The sequence below is a fragment of the Streptosporangium sp. 'caverna' genome (genome assembly GCF_003203775.1).
GTDB classification, from domain to species: Bacteria; Actinomycetota; Actinomycetes; order Streptosporangiales; family Streptosporangiaceae; genus Streptosporangium; species Streptosporangium subroseum.
This window is the reverse complement of record NZ_CP029711.1, coordinates 3149887-3172171: the sequence shown is the minus strand read 5'-3', so window position 1 is coordinate 3172171 and position 22285 is coordinate 3149887. Positions and strand designations below refer to the sequence as shown.

At 69.1% G+C, this 22285-nt stretch carries 17 protein-coding genes and 1 pseudogene; 10 read left to right on the top strand and 8 right to left on the bottom strand.

Features of this window, described 5'->3' with window-relative positions:
• Window positions 1-18 precede the first annotated feature (18 nt).
• Window positions 19-321, bottom strand: a pseudogene (locus tag DKM19_RS52935) (hypothetical protein); the annotation flags it as partial.
• Window positions 322-877: 556 nt separating this feature from the next.
• Between DKM19_RS52935 and DKM19_RS14015 the strand changes: the two are divergent.
• The 6 genes from DKM19_RS14015 (at window position 878) to DKM19_RS13990 (ending at window position 10261) form a co-directional block, all read left to right on the top strand.
• The gene (locus DKM19_RS14015; protein ID WP_110696074.1) at window positions 878-1876 is read left to right on the top strand and encodes a LacI family DNA-binding transcriptional regulator; all 999 of its coding nucleotides are present in this window, start codon (window positions 878-880) and stop codon (window positions 1874-1876) included.
• Window positions 1877-2145: 269 nt separating this feature from the next.
• Entirely contained in the window at window positions 2146-3501 is a 1356-nt protein-coding gene (locus tag DKM19_RS14010; protein WP_110696073.1) for an ABC transporter substrate-binding protein, read from the top strand.
• A gap of 73 nt (window positions 3502-3574) precedes the next feature.
• Window positions 3575-4486: a carbohydrate ABC transporter permease gene (locus DKM19_RS14005; RefSeq protein WP_110696072.1), complete on the top strand. Its 912-nt coding sequence runs from the start codon at window positions 3575-3577 to the stop codon at window positions 4484-4486.
• Between the two features lie 10 nt (window positions 4487-4496).
• The gene (locus DKM19_RS14000; protein ID WP_110696071.1) at window positions 4497-5483 is read left to right on the top strand and encodes a carbohydrate ABC transporter permease; all 987 of its coding nucleotides are present in this window, start codon (window positions 4497-4499) and stop codon (window positions 5481-5483) included.
• Window positions 5484-5604: 121 nt separating this feature from the next.
• Window positions 5605-8523 carry a CBM35 domain-containing protein gene (locus DKM19_RS13995; RefSeq protein WP_110696070.1) on the top strand — a complete coding sequence of 973 codons (2919 nt, stop codon included), beginning with the start codon at window positions 5605-5607 and terminating at the stop codon, window positions 8521-8523.
• Between the two features lie 85 nt (window positions 8524-8608).
• A complete protein-coding gene (locus DKM19_RS13990; protein ID WP_110696069.1) occupies window positions 8609-10261 on the top strand; it encodes a glycoside hydrolase family 13 protein in 1653 nt (550 codons plus the stop codon).
• A gap of 199 nt (window positions 10262-10460) precedes the next feature.
• Here DKM19_RS13990 and DKM19_RS13985 read toward each other — a convergent pair whose 3' ends face one another.
• From DKM19_RS13985 to DKM19_RS49425, 4 genes are all read right to left on the bottom strand, one after another.
• Window positions 10461-10904, bottom strand: a complete 444-nt coding sequence (locus DKM19_RS13985) for a YchJ family protein (protein WP_110696068.1) — start codon at window positions 10902-10904, stop codon at window positions 10461-10463.
• Between the two features lie 175 nt (window positions 10905-11079).
• Complete coding sequence (locus DKM19_RS13980) at window positions 11080-11304, bottom strand: helix-turn-helix transcriptional regulator (protein ID WP_110696067.1); 225 nt, start codon at window positions 11302-11304, stop codon at window positions 11080-11082.
• Window positions 11301-11729, bottom strand: a complete 429-nt coding sequence (locus tag DKM19_RS13975) for a hypothetical protein (protein ID WP_204358791.1) — start codon at window positions 11727-11729, stop codon at window positions 11301-11303. The genes DKM19_RS13980 and DKM19_RS13975 overlap by 4 nt, the downstream gene beginning before the upstream one ends.
• A gap of 196 nt (window positions 11730-11925) precedes the next feature.
• Window positions 11926-12222: a hypothetical protein gene (locus tag DKM19_RS49425; RefSeq protein WP_162641483.1), complete on the bottom strand. Its 297-nt coding sequence runs from the start codon at window positions 12220-12222 to the stop codon at window positions 11926-11928.
• Between DKM19_RS49425 and DKM19_RS13965 the strand changes: the two genes are divergently transcribed.
• Window positions 12215-13000 (top strand): GNAT family N-acetyltransferase, encoded by a 786-nt coding sequence (locus DKM19_RS13965; RefSeq protein WP_162641482.1) that lies wholly within the window; start codon window positions 12215-12217, stop codon window positions 12998-13000. The genes DKM19_RS49425 and DKM19_RS13965 overlap by 8 nt on opposite strands.
• 156 nt (window positions 13001-13156) lie before the next feature.
• Here the strand turns inward: DKM19_RS13965 and DKM19_RS13960 are convergent, their stop codons facing one another.
• From DKM19_RS13960 to DKM19_RS13950, 3 genes are all read right to left on the bottom strand, one after another.
• Window positions 13157-14152: an NAD-dependent epimerase/dehydratase family protein gene (locus DKM19_RS13960; protein WP_110696064.1), complete on the bottom strand. Its 996-nt coding sequence runs from the start codon at window positions 14150-14152 to the stop codon at window positions 13157-13159.
• A gap of 206 nt (window positions 14153-14358) precedes the next feature.
• Window positions 14359-15909 carry an endonuclease/exonuclease/phosphatase family protein gene (locus tag DKM19_RS13955; protein WP_110696063.1) on the bottom strand — a complete coding sequence of 517 codons (1551 nt, stop codon included), beginning with the start codon at window positions 15907-15909 and terminating at the stop codon, window positions 14359-14361.
• 256 nt (window positions 15910-16165) lie between these two features.
• Window positions 16166-16801, bottom strand: coding sequence for a TetR/AcrR family transcriptional regulator (locus DKM19_RS13950; protein WP_162641480.1), 636 nt, complete (start codon window positions 16799-16801; stop codon window positions 16166-16168).
• 132 nt (window positions 16802-16933) lie between these two features.
• Between DKM19_RS13950 and asnB the strand changes: the two genes are divergently transcribed.
• The 3 genes from asnB to DKM19_RS13935 all read left to right on the top strand — a co-directional run bounded on the left by asnB (window position 16934) and on the right by DKM19_RS13935 (window position 22066).
• Window positions 16934-18772: an asparagine synthase (glutamine-hydrolyzing) gene (gene asnB, locus DKM19_RS13945; RefSeq protein ID WP_110696061.1), complete on the top strand. Its 1839-nt coding sequence runs from the start codon at window positions 16934-16936 to the stop codon at window positions 18770-18772.
• 118 nt (window positions 18773-18890) lie between these two features.
• A complete protein-coding gene (locus tag DKM19_RS13940; RefSeq protein WP_110696060.1) occupies window positions 18891-19316 on the top strand; it encodes a limonene-1,2-epoxide hydrolase family protein in 426 nt (141 codons plus the stop codon).
• Between the two features lie 500 nt (window positions 19317-19816).
• Entirely contained in the window at window positions 19817-22066 is a 2250-nt protein-coding gene (locus DKM19_RS13935) for a hypothetical protein (RefSeq protein WP_162641479.1), read from the top strand.
• Window positions 22067-22285: the final 219 nt, after the last annotated feature.

Below are 22285 nucleotides of genomic sequence, written 5' to 3'. Positions count from 1 at the left end.
AGTGGATCGCAGAAAAACTCACCGCCCCCGCCACACCATTGCGGCGCTCACCGCACCGTCACGACGGTGGCTCCGCCGCCGCGCGGGTCGGGTGTGGATCCGCGGCCGCGCCTTGCCTCTCATCGCGACGGTGACCCAGGCCAGTCGATCACCCTCGGTGACCATGACGGGCATCAGGGTGCGCGCGGGTCGCCTGCCCGATGCGAGGCCGCTCGGAGAGTCGGAGCCGAGGGAGAAGGACGGCCCGCGGTCGTGCGTCAGGACGCCGGCCGACGGCTCCGGCACGGCGGCGCCGAACCCGTGAACGAGATTCCGGATCGGCGAGACCGCGTTCGTGCCGCGGGGCGGTGAAAACCTGGGCGGGCGATGCCGCTTCGACGATCTCTCCTTCGCCCATGACCGCGATCCGGTCGGACTCTCCTTCGCCCATGATCACGACCCGGTCGGACCCTCCTTCGTCCATGACCGCGACCCGATCGGGCTCTCCTTCGTCCATGACCGCGATCCGGTCAGGCGACCTCACGGACGAGTCCCGTCTTCGACCGAGCCGATGCCGACGCGGATGATCTCCGCCGTATAGGCGCTCTCGTTCACCGCGGGGGTGGGGAGCGCGGCCTGGATCATCCTCAAACCGGGACACCTCCGTCCGGGATGCGACCACCGCTGAAGCACCACGCCGGCGTCTCGACGTTTCCGTGCCCCGGCACCCCGGCACCCCGGCGCCTCAATGCCCCGATGTCCCGGCATCCCGATGTCCCGGCATCCCGGCATCCCGGCATCCCGGCGGACAACGGAGGCGGCATGGCGAGGTTTACCTGTTGTCAGTTTCTTGCGCAGTCGATCTTCATTTTTGCGCCAACTGTTGTAACGTAGCGATGTGTCCAGACGACTTTCAGATGTAGCCAAGTTCGCCGGAGTCAGCGTCGCGACGGTGAGCCGTGTGCTGCATGACAAGCCCGGCATCGCCCAGGCGACCAAGGATTCGGTGCTGACGGCCCTCGACGTGTTCGGGTATGAACGCCCGACCAAGTTGCGCAACGAGCGAGGCCCGCTCATCGGCCTGGTCCTGCCTGACCTGCAGAATCCCATCTTCCCCGCCTTCGCGGAGCTGGTGGTGTCGGCGCTGATCAGACGTAATCTGCTGCCGGTTCTGTGCACGCGCACAGCCGATGGGGTGTCCGAGGCACAGTACATCGAGATGCTGCTGGCCCAGCAGGTCGGCGGCATCGTCTTCATCGGCAGCAGTTACGCCGACGCCGGTCCCGAACACTCTCGTACGCTGCGCGAACGCCGGCTGCCGATCGTCCTGATCAACGCGGCGGACGAGAACCTCGACGTGCCGCGGGTCTGCGTGGACGACCGTGTCGCCGTTGACCAGGCGCTGGACCACCTGACGGCACTGGGACACGAGCGGATCGGACTGGTTCTCGGACCCGTGGGACACGTGCCCTCGGTCCGCAAACTCGCAGCGTACGCGGCTTATGCGCAGGCTCGGGGCGACCGGGAATGGCGAGGACGCGTCGCCCACACGATCTTTTCGATGGAGGGCGGAGGCACCGCGGCGACGCGCCTGCTGAAAGAGGGGGTCACCGCCCTGATCTGCGCCAGCGACGCCCTGGCGCTGGGCGCGATCCGGACCGCGCGCAAGCAGGGACTGAGCGTTCCGGGCGATCTGTCGGTGGTGGGATTCGACGACTCCAGCCTGATGAACGTGACGGATCCGCCGCTGACGACCGTACGCCAGCCGATCCAGGCGATGAGCACCGCGGCGGTCGCGTCGCTGATGTCGCAGATCGATGGCCGTGCCGTGCCCGTTGACGAGGTGTTATTCGATCCGGAGCTGATCGTGCGTGGCTCGACGGGCATGTGCCGGTAAGGGGAATCGCCGCTGGCCGGCCACGCCGAACCCCCATTGTCGGCAAATTGCAGCTTCACGCACTCTCTTCTGTCGGTCTTATCAGTTTTTTGCGTTGACCCATGGACTTCTAGCCTCGATGGTTTTACCGTTCTGGCTACACCTCGGCGCTCGAAACCTCGACGCGACATGTCGGCAACCACCCCTTAACAGACGGCGGCACTCACGTTCCGCCGGCGATGCGGGCTGCCCGGATCCAGGTGTGTTCGTACACGAAGGGATCGCATCTGATGAACCGAGCCAAGCTCGGCAAGGCACTCGGGCTGGCGCTCGCCGCCGGCGTGACCATGGCCACGGCAGCGTGCGGAGGCGGCCAGGAGAGCGAGCCCGTGGCCGGCGGGCCGGTGACCATCACGGTCAACGGCCTGCCGGCGGCGACCGACGAGTTCAACCGGGCGCACTTCGAGGCCGACGTCAAGGCGTTCGAGGCGAAGTACCCGAACATCAAGATCGACGCCAAGGAGGGTCTCATGGACCCTCAGACGTTCTCCGCCAAGCTCGCCGGCGGCCAGCTTGAGGACGTCTTCTATGTCTATCTCACCGACGCGCAGAACCTGATCGCCAAGCGGCAGGTCTCCGACGTCAGCGCCCAGCTCGCCGACTTCCCGGTGACCAAGGACTACAAGCCCGGCCTGATGAAGGTGTTCTCCGACACCGGCGGCAAGATCTACGGCCTCCCCGACGAGAACTACTCTCTCGGCCTGATCTACAACCGGAAGCTGTACAAGCAGGCCGGGCTCGACGTGAACAAACCCCCGGCCACGTGGGCCGAGGTCCGCGAGCACGCCAAGAAGATCAGCGCGCTCGGCAAGGACATCGTCGGTTACGGCGACTACAGCAAGTCCAACACCGGGGGCTGGCACTTCACCGCCGAGGTCTACTCCATCGGCGGCGACGTCGCCGTCAAGGAGGGCGACACCTGGAAGGCCGCCTTCAACAACGACAAGGGCAGGCAGGTTCTCCAGCAGCTCAAGGACATGCGCTTCACCGACAACACCATGGGCAAGCGCCAGCTCCTGGAGTACGACGACCTGATCAAGCTGATGGCCACCGACAAGCTGGGCCTCTACGTCGGCTCGACCGGCGACATGTCCAACATCGTCAACCAGTTCAAGGGCACCTTCGCCGACTACGGCCTGGGCCCCATCCCCGACGGCCAGGGCACGCTGGGCGGCGGCTCCGGCTACATGTTCAAGGCCGGCCTGAGCCCGGAGAAGATCAAGGCCGGTCTGACCTGGCTGACGTTCAAGAAGAACCCCGACCGCATCGGGCCCGACAACGAGAAGGCCGCGGCCAAGGGCCTGCCGGTCGGCCTGCCCGAGCCCAACGTGTGGACCGGCGCGTCGGAGCAGAAGCTGCTCGACGCGACCAAGAAGTACGCCAACCTCCCGTCGGAGAACTTCGCCCCCTTCGCCGCCGCCACCGCCGCGATCCCGTTGAAGCTGGAGCCGCCGAACGCTCAGCAGGTCTACGCCGCGCTCGACCCGGTGATGCAGAAGGTCCTGACCGACCCGAACGCCGACATCGGCGAGCTGCTCACCGACGCGGAGAAGCAGGTCAACCAGATCCTGTCGTCGGTCAAGTGAGGTGGTTTCCGGGCTCCCGGCGGCTGGTCCCCGGCGGTCCGGAAACGCACGTTCGGAAGAAAGAAGAGATCTGATGGCGGTCATCACCGCGAGCCGCGCCCACCGCGGGCCGAACCGACTGCGCCGCAGGATCGGCGACAATCTCCAGGCCTACCTGTTCCTCGCGGCCGGCCTCGCCAGTTTCGCCCTGTTCTCCTGGTATCCGCTGGTCAAGGGCGTCATCCTCAGTTTCCAGCAGGACAACCTGGTTGTCCCGCCGTACTGGGTGGGCCTGGACAACTTCCGCGCCCTGTTCGCCGATCCGCTGTTCTTCACCGCCTGGCGCAACACGCTGGAGTTCACCGGGCTGGCACTGGTGTTCGGCTATGCGGTGCCGTTCGTGGTCGCCATCGTGATCAACGAGTTCCGGCACCTCAAGGGCTACTTCCGCATCGCGGTCTACCTTCCGGTGATGCTGCCGCCCATCGTCAGCGTCCTGCTGTGGCAGTACTTCTACGATCCCGGCTCGGGCCTGTTCAACTCCGTGCTGGGAGCCCTGCACCTGCCCACCTCCGACTGGACCCAGTCGCCCCGGATGGCGATGATCTCGCTGGTGCTGGTGTCGACCTGGTCGAACATGGGCGGCGCCACGATCATGTATCTGGCCGGGCTGTCCACCATTCCCAGCGAGCTGTACGAGGCGGCCGAGCTTGACGGCGCGAGCGTGTGGCAGCGCGTGCGGTACGTGACGCTGCCGCAGATGCGGTTCGTGCTCCTGGCTCTGCTGCTCCTGCAGATCGTCGCGACGATGCAGGTCTTCATCGAGCCGTACCAGCTCACCGGCACCACCAACGAGGAGACCATCACCGTGATGGTGCTGATCTACCGGTACGCGTTCACCGTCAACAACGACTTCGGGCTCGCCGCCGCGATGAGCGTGCTGCTGTTCGTGGTGCTCGCCGCGTTCTCCGCCGTCTACCTGCGGCTGACCCGCAACGCCGACTGAGGAGGGCCCGATGACCGTCACCACCCCCAGCCCGGCCCGCGGCCAGGCTCCCGTTCCCACCCCGCCCGCCGTCTCCCCCCGTACGGCACGCCGCCGACCCCCCGGCGTGCGGACGGCCGCCACCCGCACGCTGATCTCCGACGCCGACCTCAACCGCGGGCGGGGAAGGCTCGTCTACCGGGTCATCCTGGTCACGATGGCGGTGCTGTTCGCACTGATCTTCATCTTCCCGCTCTACTGGATGGTCACCGGCGCGGTGAAGACTCCCGTCGAGCTGGCCCAGCCCACCCCCACGCTGATCCCGCAGACCTGGCATCCGGAGACCTACGCCGAGGCCTGGACGAAGCTGGAGATCGGCAGGTTCCTCCTCAACACCGCCTTCTACACCGTCGGAGGCTGGCTCATCCAGCTGGTCGTCGACGTCGCCGCCGCCTACGCCCTGTCCAAGCTGCGCCCGATCCTGGGCAAGCTGGTGCTGGGCATGATGCTGGCCAGCCTGATGCTTCCGGCCGCGGCGCTGCTGGTCCCCAGCTACCTCACTGTCGTCGACGTGCCGATCTTCCATGTGAACCTGCTCAACACGCCCTGGGCACTCTGGCTCCCCGGCGCGGCCAACGCGTTCAACATCTACGTGCTCAAGAGGTTCTTCGACCAGATCCCCGGCGAGCTGATCGACGCGGCCAGCATCGACGGGGCGGGACGGTTCCGGACGCTGTGGAGCGTCGTGCTGCCGCTCTCCCGTCCGGTCCTCTCCGTGGTGTCGATCTTCGCGGTCGTCGGGGCGTGGAAGGACTTCCTCTGGCCGCTGCTGGTGCTGCGGGATCCGGAGGCGCAGACCATCAGCGTGGCCCTGAGCAGGCTCTCCTTCACCGGCTACGTGACCCAGAACGAGATGTTCGCGGGCCTGGCCATCGCCAGCCTCCCCATGATCATCATTTTCATGATCTTCCAGCGCGGCATCCTCAACGGCCTCTCCGCCGGCGCGCTCAAGGGCTGAGCCGCCCGGCGACCACCCCCCGCTTCGACCGAGTCCGTCCCCGCCTTCTCCAGCCGGGCCGCGCTCCCTCTCCGACTCCAGCCACGCTCACCCCCCACCCAGTCAAGGAGTCCATCTCGCCATGCGCGGAAAAGCTCGCACGCTCTTACTCACCCTCGCCCTCTCCCTGGTGGGCGCCATGATCGTGGCCGCCCCTCCGGCGATCGCGGCCACCACCACCTACCAGGCGGAGTCGGCGGCACTGTCCGGCGGCGCGGCCGTCGGCACCGACCACACCGGTTACACCGGCAGTGGATTCGTCGGCGGCTACACCGACGCCAACAAGGGCAACGCGGCCACCGCCTTCACGGTGAACGCCACCCCCGCCGGCTCCCGTACCCTCTCCCTGCGCTACGCCAACGGCACCGGCGCGACCATGTCCCTGTCGATCTACGTCAACGGCGCCAAGATCCGCCAGACCACTCTCCCCGCCGCCGGTGACTGGAACACCTGGGGGACCAAGGCCGAGACCCTCACCCTGCGAGCGGGCTCCAACACCGTCGCCTACCGCTTCGACACCACCGACCTGGGCAACGTCAACCTCGACAGCCTCACGGTGGGCGACGTGACCGCCCCGCCCGCGGGCACCTACGAGGCGGAGTCGGCGGCGCTGTCCGGCGGCACGTCCACAAGCACCGAGCACCCCGGCTACACCGGCGGCGGATTCGTCGGCGGCTACACCGACGCCAACAAGGGCAACGCCGCCACCACCTTCACCGTCACGGTCACAGGCACGGGCGCGGCCACGGTCACGGCGCGTTACGCCAACGGCACCGGCGCGACCATGTCCCTGTCGATCTACGTCAACGGCGTCAAGGTCCAGCAGACCACCCTCCCCTCCCCCGGCGACTGGAACACCTGGGGGACCAAGGCCGAGACCCTCACCCTTCGGGCGGGCTCCAACACCATCGCCTACCGCTTCGACACCACCGACCTGGGCAACGTCAACCTCGACAACATCGCCGTCACCGGCGCGAGCACCCCGACCGACCCGCCCACCGATCCCCCCACCGATCCCGTCGGTCTGCCCTACCAGATGGAGACCGGTTTCCTGTCGGGCGGCGCCGCCGTCGCCACCTCGATCGGCGGCTTCAGCGGCACCGGGTACGCGAGCGGCTTCACCGCCGTGGGCGCCCGCGCCATCCGCACGGTCAACGTGGCCGCCGCGGGCAACGCCGTCACGTCGCTGCGCTACAGCAACACCACCGGCGGCGCGAAGACCCTGAGCACCTACGTCAACGGCCTCAGGACCGGCCAGATCACGTTGCCCGCGGGCAGCGGCTGGCTCACGGCCTCCCAGACGCTGTCGCTGCGCGCCGGTCTCAACCTGATCGGCTACCAGTACGACGCCGGCGACACCGGCGGCGTCGCCCTCGACGGCCTGAGCGTCGCCGGCGACCTCACGCTGAACGCCCGCGGCGCCACCGTGCCCTACACCGAGTACGAGGCGGAGAACGGCTCGACCAACGCCACCCCCGTCGGCCCCGACCGCACCTATCTCACCGTCGCCTCCGAAGCGTCGGGCCGCCGTGCCGTACGCCTCGACGCCACCGGCAAGTATGTCCAGTTCACCCTGACCAAGCCCGCCAACTCGATCGTCGTGCGCTACTCCATCCCCGACAACGCGGCCGGAACCGGCATCACCGCCCCGCTCGCGCTGTACGCGGGTGGCGCGAAACTGCAGGATCTGTCCCTCTCCTCGACCTACAGCTGGGTCTACGGCGAGTATCCCTACGGCAACGACCCCGCGGGCGGCAAGCCGCACCACTTCTTCGACGAGGTGCGCGCCCAGTTCCCCACCCAGCCCGCGGGCACCGTGCTGAAGCTGCAGAAGGACGCCTCCTCCACAGCCGCCTACTACGTGATCGACCTCGTCGACACCGAGCAGGTCGCCCCCGCGCTCGCCGCTCCCGCCGACCACCTGTCGATCACCGGCTACGGCGCGGTCGCCAATGACTCCGGCGACGACACCGCCGCGATCAACAACGCCGTCGCGGCGGCACGCGCCCAGGGCAGAGGCGTGTGGATCCCGGCCGGAACGTTCATCATCAACGCGCGCGTCAACCTCGCGGGCGTCAGCGTGCGCGGGGCCGGTCAGTGGTACACCACCGTCCGCGGCACCGCCGGCAAGGGCGGCTTCTTCGCCACCGGTTCCGGTGTCCAGGTCGCCGACCTGACCATCGCCGGTGACGTGCGCTACCGCGACGACGCCAACTTCGACACCGGCATCGAGGGAAACTTCGGCTCCGGATCGCTGGTGCACAACGTCTGGATGGAACACGTCAAGGTCGGCATGTGGATCGACTCCGGGACCGACGGCCTGTACGTCGCCGGTGTGCGGATCCGCGACACCTTCGCCGACGGCGTCAACATCCACGCAAACGTCAGGAACACCCGGTTCGACCAGAGCGCCGTGCGCAACACCGGGGACGACGGACTGGCCATGTTCTCCCAGGGCTCCCCCGTCACGAACAGCGCCTTCACCTTCAACACCGTGTCCCTGCCGCTGCTGGCCAACACCGTCGGCATCTACGGCGGCACCGGCAACCGGGTCGAGGACAACCTGCTGTCGGACACGGTCACCGGCTCCTCCGGCATCGCGATCAGCACCCGTTTCTCCCCCGTGCCGTTCAGCGGCACCACCTCGGTGCAGCGCAACACGCTGAGCCGCACCGGGGGGTTCGAACCCAACTGGGGCTCCCAGCTGGGAGCCCTCTGGATCTACGCCGACACCGCCGACATCACCGCCCCGGTGCTGGTCAAGGACCTCACCGTCGTCGACAGCACCTACCAGGCGATCCTGCTCAGCTACCAGAAGACGATCACCAACCTCACCCTTGACCACATCGCGGTCACCGGCGCCGGCGGCTACGCCATCGAGGCCAACGCCGCGGGCAACGCCACGGCGAACTACGTGACGGTCACCGGAGCAGCCTCCGGCGGCCTGAACAACCTGACCGGCTACACGTTCGTACGCGGTCCGGGCAACAGCGGCTGGTAGCCGCGACGAGTACCACCGTGGGCGTCCCGCACAGCGCGGGACGCCCACCGCATGTCCATCAGCATCCAGTCAGGAGAACCCGTCCATGCCTCATTCCCCCGCCGCCTGGTGGCGCACCGCCTCGATCTACCAGATCTACGTGCGCAGCTTCGCCGACGGCAACGGCGACGGCATCGGCGACGTCGCCGGCATCCGCGAGCGCCTGCCGTACCTGCGTGACCTGGGCGTCGACGCACTCTGGCTCACCCCGTGGTACGTGTCGCCGATGGCGGACGCGGGCTACGACGTCGCCGACTACCGGGACATCGACCCGATCTTCGGCACCCTCGCCGAGGCCGAGGCCCTCATCGGCGAGGCCCACGAGAACGGCCTGCGGCTCATCGTCGACCTGGTTCCCAACCACTGCTCCGACCGCCACCCCTGGTTCCGGGAGGCTCTCGCGGCGGCGCCGGGTTCGGCCGCCCGCGAGCGGTTCTGGTTCGTCCCCGGCCGGGGCGAGCACGGCGAGCTGCCGCCCAACGACTGGCAGTCCTACTTCGGCGGTCCCGCCTGGACCCGCGTCACGGAGGCCGACGGTTCTCCCGGCCCCTGGTACCTGCACATGTTCGCCCCGCAGCAACCGGACCTGAACTGGGAACACCCCCAGGTCCGGGAGGAGTTCGAGGACATCCTGCGATTCTGGCTGGACCGGGGCGTGGACGGCTTCCGCATCGACGTGGCCCACGGCCTGACCAAAAAACCCGGGCTGCCCGACGTCGGCCCCGACCCCGACCCCGCCGACCTGCCGTACCAGGACACCGACGGGGTCCACGCCATCTACCGCTCCTGGCGCGCCATCATCGACGCCTACGAGGGCGAGCGCGTTTTTGTCGGGGAGGTGTGGCTGCCCACCCCCTCCCAGTTCGCCCGCTATCTGCGCCCCGACGAGCTGCACTCGGCGTTCAACTTCGAGTTCCTGTGCTGCGCCTGGGAGCCGGGCCCGATCCGCGAGGTGATCGAGCAGACCCTCGCCGCGCACGCCCCCGTCGGCGCGCCGCCCACCTGGGTGCTCTCCAACCACGACACGATCCGTCACGTCACCCGGTACGGCAGGCAGGAGACCGGGTTCGACATGGGCAACAAGCGCCACGGCGCTCCGACGGACCTCGACCTCGGGCTGCGCAGGGCCCGGGCCGCGGCCCTTCTCACCCTCGCCCTCCCGGGCGGCGTCTACGTCTACCAGGGCGACGAGCTGGGCCTGGCCGAAGTCGAGGACATCCCCGACGATCTGCTCCAGGATCCCACCTGGGAGCGTTCCGGCCACACCGACCGCGGCCGTGACGGCTGCCGCGTCCCGCTCCCGTGGAACGGCGAGCATCCCCCGTTCGGTTTCTCACCGCCGGACGCCGCGACCGAACCCTGGCTTCCCCAGCCTCTGGCCTGGAAGGACACCACCGTCGAGGCTCAGACGGGCGAGCCCAGCTCCATGCTGTCGCTCTACCGCGCCGCCCTGGTCCTGCGGCGCACCGATCTGACCCGGCTGCCGGAAACCGTCTCCTGGCTCGACGCCGGCCCCGGAACGGTCGCCTTCGTCCGGGGCGACGGCTTCGCCTGCGTCGTCAACTTCTCCGAAGCTCCCATCGAGCTGCCCGCGCACCACGGCGTCCTGCTGGCCAGCGGTCCCGTCGTCGACGGGCTGCTGCCATCGGATACCTGCGTCTGGCTCCGTCTGACTCCAGGGGGTACGGATGATCTTTAACTAGACCGCCGTCGCGGTGGTCGCCGGCGGTGCCACCCCGCCGCGCGACCCCGGCGGCGGTCCGGTCGAGACCGAGGCCCGCACGGAGCCGCGTCGCACGGAGCCGTACCGTGCGGAGCCGCGTCGTACAGGGACGTATCGCGCGGAGCCGTGCCGCGCGGAGCCGTACCGTGCGGAGCCGCGTCGCACGGAGATGGGGCTACGCGGGGAAGCCCGGCTGGTCGCCGACGATGCCGTCGAGGTAGACCCAGGCCCGGTCGTGAAGCACGAAGCGACTGTTCTCATGGAGCTCGCCCGCGTGTCCGCGCTCGGTGTAATGGGCGCGGAACTCGACCGTGCCCTCACCGGTGAGCGGGCTGCCGCCGGTGCTGCCGAGGATGTCCAGGCGCAGCCAGCGCGTCGCCGGGTCGAAGTCGATGCCGGGCGGCCTCGTCCTGGGGTGCCAGCTGCGGAGCAGATATGCCTCGTCATGGACGGCGAACGCGCTGAAGCGGGAACGCATCAGCTGCTCCGGGGTGGTCGCCCGGGCCTCCCCGCGATGCAACCGGCCGCAGCAGTCGTCATAGGCCGCGGGCAGCCCGCAGGGGCAGGTCGTCGTCGAGGTGGCGCGGGCCCGCGGCGAGCGTGGCGTGCGTGAGGACATGCCTCCATTGTGGAGGCACCTGTGAGGGCACCGCATCGTGAGGATGCCTTGGTACGACAACAACGGGTTGTGATCTGAACCTGTGTGGTGGACGATCCGGTCATGCCGACGGAGACGGTGCCTCCGTCCCCGCCCGCTCGCTCGCGCCGACTGGCTGGAAGCCGGCCTGAGGCGCTCAGGATCGGGCCGGGTCGTCCGTCGTGTCCGCCCTGTCGGGCAGGAAGATCTCCTCGATGGTCAGGCCGAAAACGTCGGCGATGGTAAACGCCAGGGGCAGGCTGGGGTCGTACCGCTCGGTCTCGATGGCGTTGATGGCCTGTCGGGAGACTTGACACCGGTCGGCCAGGGCGGCCTGGCTCCACCGGCGGGCTGCTCGCAGTTCGCGTAGTCGGTTTTTCATCGGTGCAGGCGGGTGCGCAGGTCGGCGATCACAAGCCAGGTAGCCACCCCGCCGAGAAGGATCAGCTGCGTGAGCTGATGGAGCTGGATGACGCCCGCGGCGTCGAGCACGGTGGCCACTTGCAGCGCCACGAGGACTGCCGCGAAGGCGATGGCCATGCTTTCCAGCTGGATCTTGCGCAGGTATTCGTCTGCACGCCGGAACGCCCGCAGCAGGACCCAGGCCACGGCGAGAGCGAACACGGCGGTAGCCGCGATCCACCAGGCCTTCTGAGCGGTGCTCTGGTCGGGATCACTGCCTAGCGCCAGGGCCACCGGGCCCAGAACGGCCACGGGTAGGCCATCGATGAGGACAGCGCGGCGAGCCGCGAGCGTCACTTGGTCCTGCTGTTTCGCCATGACACGAAAGTAAAGCAGCCATTCCATATAGTCAAGCTAACCTGACTTAATGGAAGGCTGACCTTACATTTTTTCCATATTGAACGCGAGACGACCCCTGAGCCTGGCCTGACCCGACGCTCGCTGCTCGGCGCTGCCGCGGCGTCGGCCATCGCCCAGCCTCGACGCGCCGCGGCTTCGCCCGGTCCCGCAGCAGGAGCCCGTACGCCGGCTCCGGTGCGGCTCACGCTGCCTGCACCGAGCGGCCCCACCCGATCGGCACGGTGTCGAGTTCCCCGGCGGGCGCGTGGAGAGCTTCGCCATCACCGGTGACGTCGACGACGCCCTCATCGGCGAGGCCCTGGTGGTGCGCACCGCGGACACCCGGTTCGTGCTGGATCGGCGCCGCACTGTGAGGGCGCCGCGCACCGTCGCGAGGACCCCGCGCATCGGTCGCGGCAGGATGGGCGGCCTCCATGGGGCGGGACAAAAGCAGTGGCGCGGGCTCGTCCGGCATGCCTACGGTCCAGACCATGAGCATTGTCATCACCATGACGCCCGACGGATGGGCGGCCCACCACGGCGAGCTGGCCGTCGGGAGGGCCGCCGCGTTCGTGCGACCGGACGACCGATGCGTCGCCTCCCTCGATTGCTGGCGAGCAGACGCCTACGAGCCGCTCGTCCAGGCCGTCGCGCGGCACTTCCAGCGAGATCTCTACACCGAGATCGATGAATCCGATGATGAGAAGCACCGGCACCTTGCGGAATCGGGCTTCGCGGTCCATCGGCGAGAGCACCTCTACGCCATCCCCACCGATCCGGCGATCACCGGATTGATCGACAGGACCGTTCCGCCAGGGATCGAGATCGTCACCGCCGACCAGGTGGATGAGGACCGGCTGCGGGAGCTGGACGACGAGTTACGGCAGGATGTTCCGGGCGCCGACGGATGGACATGGCAGCCACAGGGGTTTCGCAAACAGACCTATGACTCCCCCGCCTTCGATCCGGCCACCTACCTGGTGGCCATCGAGCGATCAACCGGCCGATATGCCGGACTGGTCCGGGTCTGGAATGACCCCGGCGGCCCGAGGCTCGGCCTGATCGCCGTCGGACGCCCCTACCGTCGCCGGGGCCTCGCCACAGTCCTGCTCGCGCAGGCGTTCGCCGTCCTGCACGAGCGGGGGACGACCGAGGTGGCCGCCGAGGCCGACGTCACCAACGTGGGCTCCAACTCCTTGCTCGGCGGCCTCGGCACGCGCCGGATCGGCGGCTCCATCGAGCTCATCCGCCCACGTCCGGCAGCCGATCCTGTTTGACGAGCACCCCGAGCACGTCGCGAACCCCTTCATCCGCATACCGCCCGCCCGAACCCGTACGACCCACCCGAACGTGAACCCGTACGACCTACCCGAAGGGAGCTCGCACGGTCCACTCGAAGCGGAATTCAGGACGCTTCTCACTCGTCACAATCTTCAGGTGAGCCTGTCGAGCGCCTGCTTCTCCTTGGCGGGATCGAGCCCGACCTGGGGCCTGTCCGCTCGAAGGGGTGGGTCGCCCTCCGCCTGGAGCCAGGCCCAGGTGTCGGCGACCGTCTCCTGGACCGGCCGGCAGGTGAGCCCGGCGTTGTAGGCGGCGGAGACGTCTCCGCTGACCAGACCGCCGAACTCGGCGTTGTCCGGCAACCAGATCGGCAACTCGACCCACGGACCGATACCCGCTTCCTCGATCACTTCGGGTGGGGTCCAGACCAGCTCGGCGTCCGATCCGACCGTCTTCACCGCCGTGGCGAGCAGTTCACCCATGGTGGTGTGCCCGAGGCGGCTGACCGTGTTGAACGCACCCCCGACACCGCGCTCCGCGGCGACGAGCATCCACGCCGCCAGGTCCCTCGCGTCGATGTACTGGAGCGGACGGGCGGGCTCGCCGGGCGCCAGGACCCGGCCGCCGCGCTCGATGCGGCGCAACCACCAGGGCAGCCGCCCTATGTTCTCGTAGGGACCCAGGACCAGTCCGGCGCGGGCGAGCAGGGCTCTGTCACCGAACGCCCTCAGGGCGGCGAGCTCGCCGCCGCGTTTGGCCGCGGCGTAGTCCTCGGCGTCGTCCCCGTCCGGATCTCCGTCGACCAGTGGGGCGTGCTCGTCGGCACCGATCGGCATCGGCCACTCGTGAACCGATCGGCTGGACACGTATCCGTAGTGACCGGCCCGACCGGCCAGCAGCCCGCACGCGTCGCGGACCACGCGCGGCGCCCCGCTCCAGGTGTCGATGATCGCGTCCCACTCCCGATCTCCGAGAGCCGCGCGCAGTGCCTCGGGGTCGGTCCGGTCCGCGATGATCGAGTCCGTCCCCGTCGCGGCGGCCCTGCTCATCCCTCGGTTGAGCGTGGTGACCTCGTCACCCCGCGCCAGTGCCGTCTCGACGACGGCTCGTCCCACAAAATGCGTCCCACCAAGGACAAGAAGCCTCATACCGGCCATCCTGGCTCCGGAGGAGTCAACGGCGTCTCGAATTCGCCGAGAGCATGACCGCGTTCACCCGAGGCGTAGCCGGCCGGACATGGCGGACGTCGAGTGCGGTGGACGTCGAGTGCGCGGACGGGCCGGGTGTGACCTCCGCGCACGCCGACCGGACCAGGCCGGTCGGCGTGCACGGGGCAGGGCCGCCCGTGGCCCGGTTACGACTTCTTGGTCACCGTGAACATGGCCGACTGGGCCACCGGCAGCACCCCGTCATCGGGCAGGAGCCGCACCACGTACCGCCCCGGGGGCAGCGGCCACGAGTCTTCGCTCCCGATCGAGTGCGGTCCTATCTTGGCGTGACCCTCGATCGCCGAGGCGGTGTAGGTGTAGACGAGATACTCGGACGAGTCCTTGCATTTTCCGGCCGGGCAGGCGAAGACCGAGACCCAGTCCAGTCCCATGCCCGGCGCGTTCGACCAGTTGACGCCGATCGACTCCCCCGCCTTGTATCGACGCTTGTCGACCGACACCTTGGTCGGCTCTCCCTGGGGATAGAGCCAGACCGGCGTCCGGGAGAGCACCTTGCCGCCGGAGGAGAGGGCGACGTCGTAACGCCCGCGGGCCAGGCCCTTCGTCGACATCCGTACGGTGCCGTCGCGGTTTCCGTCCGTGCTCGTCGGGTGCGAGGCCGCGATCCGGCCGCGACCGTCCAGCAGCGCCACCTGCTCTCCCCGCCGGCCGGGTGCGTGATAGGTGACGGACAGCGTCTTGCCGATCGTCACCCGGCGGCTGTCCGGTGCCACCAGCACCGGCGGCACCGCGGGTACGACGTCCAGCGTGGAAACGACTCCACGGTGGTCGGTCGGGTAGGGCGAGACCTCCACCCCGACGTCCGGTCCGCCGACCTCACCGACCACCTTGCTGTCGATCGTGCGGGACGGGCCGGCGCTCAGCACCCAGTCGATCCGGTCGTGCACCTCGTGCGGGTCGCCCTCCGGGCCGCCCGGCGTCCAGGTGAAACCGGGGACGGCGACGGGGTCCGGGTGCGCCTCGCGATAGGTGTCCCGCAGGCCCGCCTTCGCCAGGGCGCTGCTGACGGGCCAGGCCACCGGGTAGCGGACCTCCGGGCGCACCGCCGCGACCGCGGGCGTCCAGTCCAGGTGGGAGGGGCTGTTGAAGTCTCCGGTCAGCATGACCGGGATCCCCTCGCGGGCCAGTTTGGGGAGCACCCGGATCAGGTCCTGCACCGCGGGCAGGCGGACCTTGCGCTCCAGGTCGAGCACCTTGTTCAGGCTGCCGCCGTCCCGGACGAGGTACGGGCCGTAGGGGTCGGAGGGCGTGTGAGTGTTGGCGACGGCCACCACCCGGCCCGGGGCCACCTGGACGAACACGTACAGACCATTGCTGCCGGGCGGGTCGATGATCGGGAACCGGGACATCACGTGCGCACGATCGCTGCCGTACCAGCCGAGTGCCGACGCGATCCGCTCGGTGTTCCGCTCCGACTCCTGCACCCCCACCACGTCGGCGTGCGCATCCCGGATGACACGTTCGACCTGCCGCAGGGTCTGCGGGCACCCGTTCGCCGTCGCACAGAAATCATGGGTGGCGAGATCAAGCTCGTCACCGCCGTAGAAGATGTTGAGGCTCATCACCCGCAGCTGTTCGTGCCGTGCGGAGACCTGGCCATTCGCCGTGGCGAACGCGGATGCCGACCCCAACGAGAGCATCACGGTCGCGAGCAGCGTCACGGCGAAGGCCGTCATCCGTCTTTTTCGCACAGTTATCGCCCTGTCCTCGCTCGTGCCCTGGCGGCCCCCCGGCCGCCTCGAGCGGGCACAACGCTAGGGGCAGGCGGGAGGCCGTTGCCTCCCGCATCATCTGTCCGCTGGGAGAACTCGCCCTGAACCGCCATCGAATAAGATCGCGGAACCTACCGCCGTGGAGCCCACCGCCCGGCCGCGGAGCGGGTGAGGCCGGCCGGATCGGACGAGGCGACCCACCGGCCGCTCCCGCCCCGGCTCACTGCGGAGGGTAGTCCCCCAGACCGTCGCGGAGCCGGTCGAAGACCCGGCGGACATCGCGCTGGTGGGCGGACTCGATCGTCTCGTCGTCGTCGCCGCTCGCCACCCGCTCGCGCAGCCGGCGGTACAGCGCCCGCTGCGCGCCGATCAGGGTGGAGGCGACGATGGACGGGATGGGATCGTCGGCCTCCGCGCCTGCCTCGGACGCCAGCGCCTCCGCGAGGGTGCTCATGAGGTGGGCGTTGACCTCGTACATCTTGCGCTGCAGAGACGGGTTGCCGTTCACGAGGTCGTAGAACCCACGAGGACGCGCGAGGTCCCGCCGGATCCCCGGGATGAGCCTGGCCTGCTCGGAACAGAGCTGCCGGAACGAGTCGAGGATGGATATCCCGGGCGGACGCTCACGGACGGCGGCCAGCGACATGGCCTCGCGCTCGTCGGCCCGGTAGAAGACCAGGTCCTCCTTGGTGGGGAAGTGGTTGAACACCGTTTTCTTCGACACCTGGGCGGCCGCGGCGATCTCGTCGACCGTGACCTCGTCATATCCCTGAGCGCGGAAGAGCGAGGCCGCCGTGTCGGCGATGAGCTGGCGTGTCTGGGTCTTCTTCAGCTCCCGCAGTCCACCTGCTCGCATGGTCACAGCCTACCGGTTTTCGACCTTGTCGCCATTTGACTTCACTAAGGGCATTCTTACACTAAGGGTAGCGAAAATGGGAGTATTGCGACACAACTGGCGATACAACCTCGGTGAGACAGGGGATCGAACATGTGCGGAATCACGGGATGGGTGTCCTTCGAGCGCGATCTGCGGGAGGAACGCCCCACCGTCGAGACGATGACCATGACCATGGCTCGCCGGGGGCCGGACGACGAGGGGATCTGGGTGACGGAGCACGCCGCCCTCGGCCATCGCCGGCTTGCGATCATCGACCTGCCCGGAGGGCGGCAGCCGATGAGCGTGCGGACTCCCGACGGTGACGTCACGCTGGTGTACTCCGGCGAGACCTACAACTTTCCCGAGCTGCGGAACGAGCTCCTGCGACGCGGCCACGTCCTGCGCACGACCTCCGACACCGAGGTCGTGCTGCACGGCTATCTGGAGTGGGGCGAAGCGGTCGCCGAACAGCTGAACGGCATGTTCGCCTTCGCCATCTGGGACGGCCGGCACAACAAACTGGTCATGATCCGGGACCGCATGGGCGTCAAGCCGCTCTTCTACTACCCGACCCCCGACGGGGTGCTGTTCGGCTCCGAGCCCAAGGCCATCCTCGCCAACCCGCTGGCCGAGACGGCCGTGGGACTCGACGGACTCCGGGAGCTGTTCGCCTTCGTCAGGACACCCGGCCTCGCGATCTGGAAGGGCATGCGCGAGGTCGAGCCGGGCACCGTCATCAGGGTCGACCGCAACGGTCTGCGCATCGACAGGTACTGGTCGCTGCGGACGGCGCCCCACCTCGACGACCGTGAGACGTCGGTCGCGCACGTCCGCGACCTGCTCGACGACATCGTCCGCCGCCAGCTCGTCGCCGACGTCCCGCGCTGCGTGCTCCTGTCCGGCGGCCTGGACTCCTCGGCCCTGACCGCGATCGCCGCCGGGCAGCTGGCGGGCACCGGGGAGAACCTGCGCAGCTTCGCCGTCGACTTCGCCGGGCAGGCCGAGAACTTCGTCGCCACCGCGCTGCGCGCCACGCCCGACACCCCCTACGTGCACGACGTCGCCAAGCAGTCCGGCACCGACCACGAGGACATCGTGCTCGACTCCGCCGCCCTCGCCGACCCCGAGACGCGAGCGAACATCATCCGCGCCCGGGACACCCCGATGGGCCTGGGAGACATGGACGCCTCGCTCTACCTCCTGTTCTCCGCCATCCGCCGGCACTCGACCGTCGCGCTGTCCGGGGAGTCCGCCGACGAGGTGTTCGGGGGATACCAGCAGTTCTTCAGCCCCGAGGTCCAGCAGGCGGACACCTTCCCGTGGCTGGCGTCCTTCCCCCGTGGATCACGCACGCGGGGCTTCCTCAACCAGGAATTCGGCCGGGCCCTCGACCTCGGCCGCTACATCCAGGACAGCTACGACGCCGCCGTCGCCACGATCGCGAGGCTGGACGGCGAGAGCGACTTCGAGTATCGGATGCGCCGCATCTCCCACCTGTATCTCACCCGCTTCGTCCGTGTGCTGCTGGACCGCAAGGACCGCACCAGCATGGCCGTCGGCCTCGAGGTCCGCGTGCCGTTCTGCGACCACCGCCTCGTCGAGTACGTCTACAACGCCCCGTGGGCGCTCAAGACCTACGACGGCCGGGAGAAGAGCCTCCTGCGCGGCGCGACCGCCGACGTGCTCCCCCAGTCGGTGGTGGACAGGACCAAGAGCCCCTACCCCTCCACCCAGGATCCGGCGTACGCGACGACGCTGCGGGACAGCGCACGTGACGTCCTCGCGGACGCCGCCAACCCGGTGTTCGACATCATCGACCGCGAGGGGCTGCGCCGCGCCGTCGAGGCCGAAACCCCGCAGGCGATGCCCCTCGCCCGCCGCGCGATCGAGCGCGCCCTCGACCTTTCGCTCTGGCTGGACATCTACAAGCCGACCATCACCACCTCATGACCTGCTCCGCCCTGACGGCTGATTCGCCCCGTCCCCGCTGAGACCGGTGGGCCGGGGCGAGGACGCCCATGCATGAGATGTGAACCATCTGTAGACACGGGTGCGACACGGTTGCCCCATGACTGATATCTCCCCTGAGGATGTTGTCCGCAACTACTGGGCGCAGTTCGGCCCGACCTTCGACGACGCGGTGGCGTCCTCCAGGCGCTGGCTGCACGAGGACCTCGAGCTGGTCTCGTTCATGTCTCCGGACAATCCGATCAAGAAGCTCGACGCGATGCTCGAGGACCTCGAACGCGCACGCGCCAACGCTGGCATCCACGGGTATGCGGTCGAGCTGCCGAACGTCGCGGCCAACGGCAACGTGGTGTTCGCCGAGCGGCACGAGACGATGCTCGACAAGGACGGCAAGCCGCTGACCGCCTTCGACGTCGTCGGCGTGTTCGAGGTCGAAGACGGCAAGATCCGCCGGTTCACCGACTACTTCTTCGACACCCGGCAGATGGCCGGCGGCTGGAACGACGGCGACAACGCCCTCGGCTAGGGACCCTTGGTCGCCGGGCTCCGGTCCTCCGGTGACACTTCGCGATCTTCCTGGGCCGGGGTCGCACGCAGATCGCCACCGAATGATCATTCGGAGTTCGTGAAGACGACCGGAGACCGTGCGGTGGCCACGGGCCACGGCGTGGACCCCGACGGCCGGCGCGTTCCGCTCTTCTCACGGCGCACCACCGCGGAACCGTCGTGAACACCCGAACACGCGCCCCCGGCACAGGCTGATCGTCCTGTTGTTCCGATCACCTCCGCATGCGGAAAACGACGGGATTAGCCTGAGCCCATGTGGCGGTGGAGAAATCTCGGGTCGGTCGGCTCCATGGGTGCCGCAGTCACCGGACAGGTGCCCGGCCGCGCGCGGCGACGGTCCCGTGCCACGGGAATGATCGGGGCCGGGTCACGGATCCGCCTGGACGAGGTGGCCGGACCGCCCGGCCCGGAGAGGGGCCTGCGCCCTGTTTCTCACGGGTCGGCAGGGGCCCGGGCAGCGTGACCGTCATCGATGAGGCGTCCCTGTTGCGGGCCTGCGCGGCAGGCCGGGTACTGCGGGCGCAGGACGGCGAGGAACTCGTCGTCGAAGGCGGTCTGGTCCGTGAGCTGTGCCGGCGGGACCGCGGGGAGATCGACCCGCGCGGGCTGGCGATCGAGCGCGCCAGAATCGGCGGCGATCTCGATCTGAGCGGGATGGAGATCTCCTTCCCGCTCCGCTTCACCGACTGCGTGTTCGACCGGCCCGTCCACCTGGACGGCGCCGACCTGCACATGCTGGCGTTCGACGGCTGCACGATCCCCGGTGTCATGGCCAACGGACTACGGGTCCGCCGCGACCTGGACCTGTCCAGATCGCGCATCACCGGCGATCTGTGGACCTCGGCCAGCACCTCCTGCAGCGCGGCCGTCTGGCTGTGCGAGTCGGAGATCGGCGGGCGCCTGCTCTGTCTGGACACGGTCATCGACTCCGCGATGCGGGCCGTCCAGGCCGACCGGATGCGGGTCGGCGGGACGATCCGGCTGCTGCACGGCTTCGAGGCGCGCGGCGGGCTACGGCTGCTGGGGGTTCAGGTGGCGGGCTCGCTGGATCTGACCGGCGCCCGGCTGACCCGTCCCGACCGCGGGCTGGCGCTGGACCTGGGCGACGCGCAGATCGGCGGCAGCGTCTTCCTCATCGACGACCAGACGGGCCGCCGCCCGCTGATCCGCGGCCGCGTCGACCTGGGCAACGCCCGGATCTCCGGCCAGTTCCTGATCCGCGATGCCGTCTTCGAGCCCACCGAGGCGGTCCGGCGCGCGGGGTACTCCAACAGGCGTGTCGGCGCGACCGCGATCAGCGCCCCCGGCCTCTTCGTCGGCGGGGACCTCAGCATCGAGGGCGAGTGCCGGATCGGCGGCGGCGTGGACCTTTCCATGGGCTCCTTCAGCACCATCCGGATCCACCGGGGGTGCGAGTTCACCGTCGGTGGGGGGCGCGCCCTCGACCTGACCAACGCCGAGCTGCGCTCCAGCTTCGTCATCGAGGAGGGGGCGGCGGTCCAGGGCACGCTGCGGCTGGCAGGGACACATATCAGGGGCGACCTCACTCTCCAGGGGACCCGGTGGAGCCGGCCGGAGAAGGGCTCGCTCATCGCGGCGCAGGGCGTGGTCGTCGACAGCTGGGTGAACCTGCGGGATGTGGAGGCCACCGGCGGCAGGCTGATATTCCGTTCCGCGACGATCGGCGGCGTCCTGGACGCCCGCCGCGCCCGGCTGCACAACCCGGGCCGTGAGGCACTCTCGCTCCAGCGGGTGGTGGCACGGGGATCGATAATGCTCACCGACGGATTCACCGCCGAGGGCCGGGTGCTGCTGAACCGGTGCGTCGTGGAGGGAAGGATCGACTGCAAGGGCGGCACCTTCGCCGAAGGGATCGAGGCGGTGTCGGCCACGGCACGCGGCGGCGTGAACCTGCACTGGGCCGAGGTCCCGCCGCTGGTGAACCTGACCGGCGCGTCCACCACGGTGCTCGCCGACGACCCGGCCAGGTGGCCACGGGACTCGATGATCGCGGGATTCGTCTACGACCGGTTCGACGGCGTCTGGGACTGGCGGGCCCGTCGCGACTGGCTGCGCGAGATGGTCCCCTTTGACGCCGGTCCCTACGAGCAGGCGGCCAGGGTGTTCCGCCAGCACGGCCACTCCGTGGAGGCCGAGCGGCTGCTCATCGAACAGCGCCGGCAGGCCAGGCGGGCGCCGTCGCCGGGCGGCCGCTCGCCGCGCCGTCTCATCAGGAACGCCCGTGACCTGCTCTACGGGCTCACCGTCGGCTACGGCTACCGGCCGGGCCGGGTGCTGTGGCTGCTGGGCGCCCTGCTCGCCCTGGTGGGCGTCATGATGCTGACCCCCGCGGTCCAGCAGACCCTTCGAGCCACCGATCCGCGCGGAAACGTCTACGTGGTGGACGGCCGACTGGTCACCGTGGACGACGTGGCGACGCCCGAAGACGGTACGGCGACCGCGGCGGGGCGCGACGCCCGGCCCGGGCCGTGTGGGGACGGGCAGGTGCGCTGCTTCGACCCGCTGTTCTACACGGTGGACACCGTCGTCCCGCTCATCTCGCTGGGTCAGCGCGCGACGTGGTATCCCGAGACGCGCAGCCCGGCTGGAGCGACGGTCTCGGCACTGTTGAACGTGGCCGGCCTGCTGGGCTGGCTGCTGTCGACGGTTGTCGTGCTCTCCTTCGCCCGGCTCGCCAGGCCGGCGTGAGGGCCGACACGGGTGCCCTCCCGTCGGCGGATCGCACCTCATCTCCTCTGCGGGGTGAAGTCCGCCAAAACCTCCACGCGTCGCGGCCGCGCCGGTGGCAACGGTCCGGGGAGGCCGCCCACCTGCGGACCCGCCTGAGAATCCGCCTCACGTGAGTCCCATCGAGCGGGTGATGCTCCGGAGACAATCCGGTCACACCCGTTGACACACAAAGAGATC

What these genes read in the sequence shown, in the direction of transcription:
- DKM19_RS13985 (WP_110696068.1), bottom strand. Translation starts at nt 10,904, where the DNA reads ATGTCCTCACGCACGCCACGCTCGCCGCGGGCCCGCGCCACCTCGACG.
- DKM19_RS49425 (WP_162641483.1), bottom strand. Translation starts at nt 12,222, where the DNA reads ATGCTCATGGTCTGGACCGTAGGCATGCCGGACGAGCCCGCGCCACTG.
- DKM19_RS13965 (WP_162641482.1), top strand. Translation starts at nt 12,215, where the DNA reads ATGAGCATTGTCATCACCATGACGCCCGACGGATGGGCGGCCCACCAC.
- DKM19_RS14010 (WP_110696073.1), top strand. Translation starts at nt 2,146, where the DNA reads ATGAACCGAGCCAAGCTCGGCAAGGCACTCGGGCTGGCGCTCGCCGCC.
- DKM19_RS14005 (WP_110696072.1), top strand. Translation starts at nt 3,575, where the DNA reads ATGGCGGTCATCACCGCGAGCCGCGCCCACCGCGGGCCGAACCGACTG.
- DKM19_RS13955 (WP_110696063.1), bottom strand. Translation starts at nt 15,909, where the DNA reads ATGACGGCCTTCGCCGTGACGCTGCTCGCGACCGTGATGCTCTCGTTG.
- DKM19_RS13950 (WP_162641480.1), bottom strand. Translation starts at nt 16,801, where the DNA reads ATGCGAGCAGGTGGACTGCGGGAGCTGAAGAAGACCCAGACACGCCAG.
- DKM19_RS13960 (WP_110696064.1), bottom strand. Translation starts at nt 14,152, where the DNA reads ATGAGGCTTCTTGTCCTTGGTGGGACGCATTTTGTGGGACGAGCCGTC.
- DKM19_RS14000 (WP_110696071.1), top strand. Translation starts at nt 4,497, where the DNA reads ATGACCGTCACCACCCCCAGCCCGGCCCGCGGCCAGGCTCCCGTTCCC.
- asnB (WP_110696061.1), top strand. Translation starts at nt 16,934, where the DNA reads ATGTGCGGAATCACGGGATGGGTGTCCTTCGAGCGCGATCTGCGGGAG.
- DKM19_RS13995 (WP_110696070.1), top strand. Translation starts at nt 5,605, where the DNA reads ATGCGCGGAAAAGCTCGCACGCTCTTACTCACCCTCGCCCTCTCCCTG.
- DKM19_RS13975 (WP_204358791.1), bottom strand. Translation starts at nt 11,729, where the DNA reads ATGGAATGGCTGCTTTACTTTCGTGTCATGGCGAAACAGCAGGACCAA.
- DKM19_RS13990 (WP_110696069.1), top strand. Translation starts at nt 8,609, where the DNA reads ATGCCTCATTCCCCCGCCGCCTGGTGGCGCACCGCCTCGATCTACCAG.
- DKM19_RS13980 (WP_110696067.1), bottom strand. Translation starts at nt 11,304, where the DNA reads ATGAAAAACCGACTACGCGAACTGCGAGCAGCCCGCCGGTGGAGCCAG.
- DKM19_RS13940 (WP_110696060.1), top strand. Translation starts at nt 18,891, where the DNA reads ATGACTGATATCTCCCCTGAGGATGTTGTCCGCAACTACTGGGCGCAG.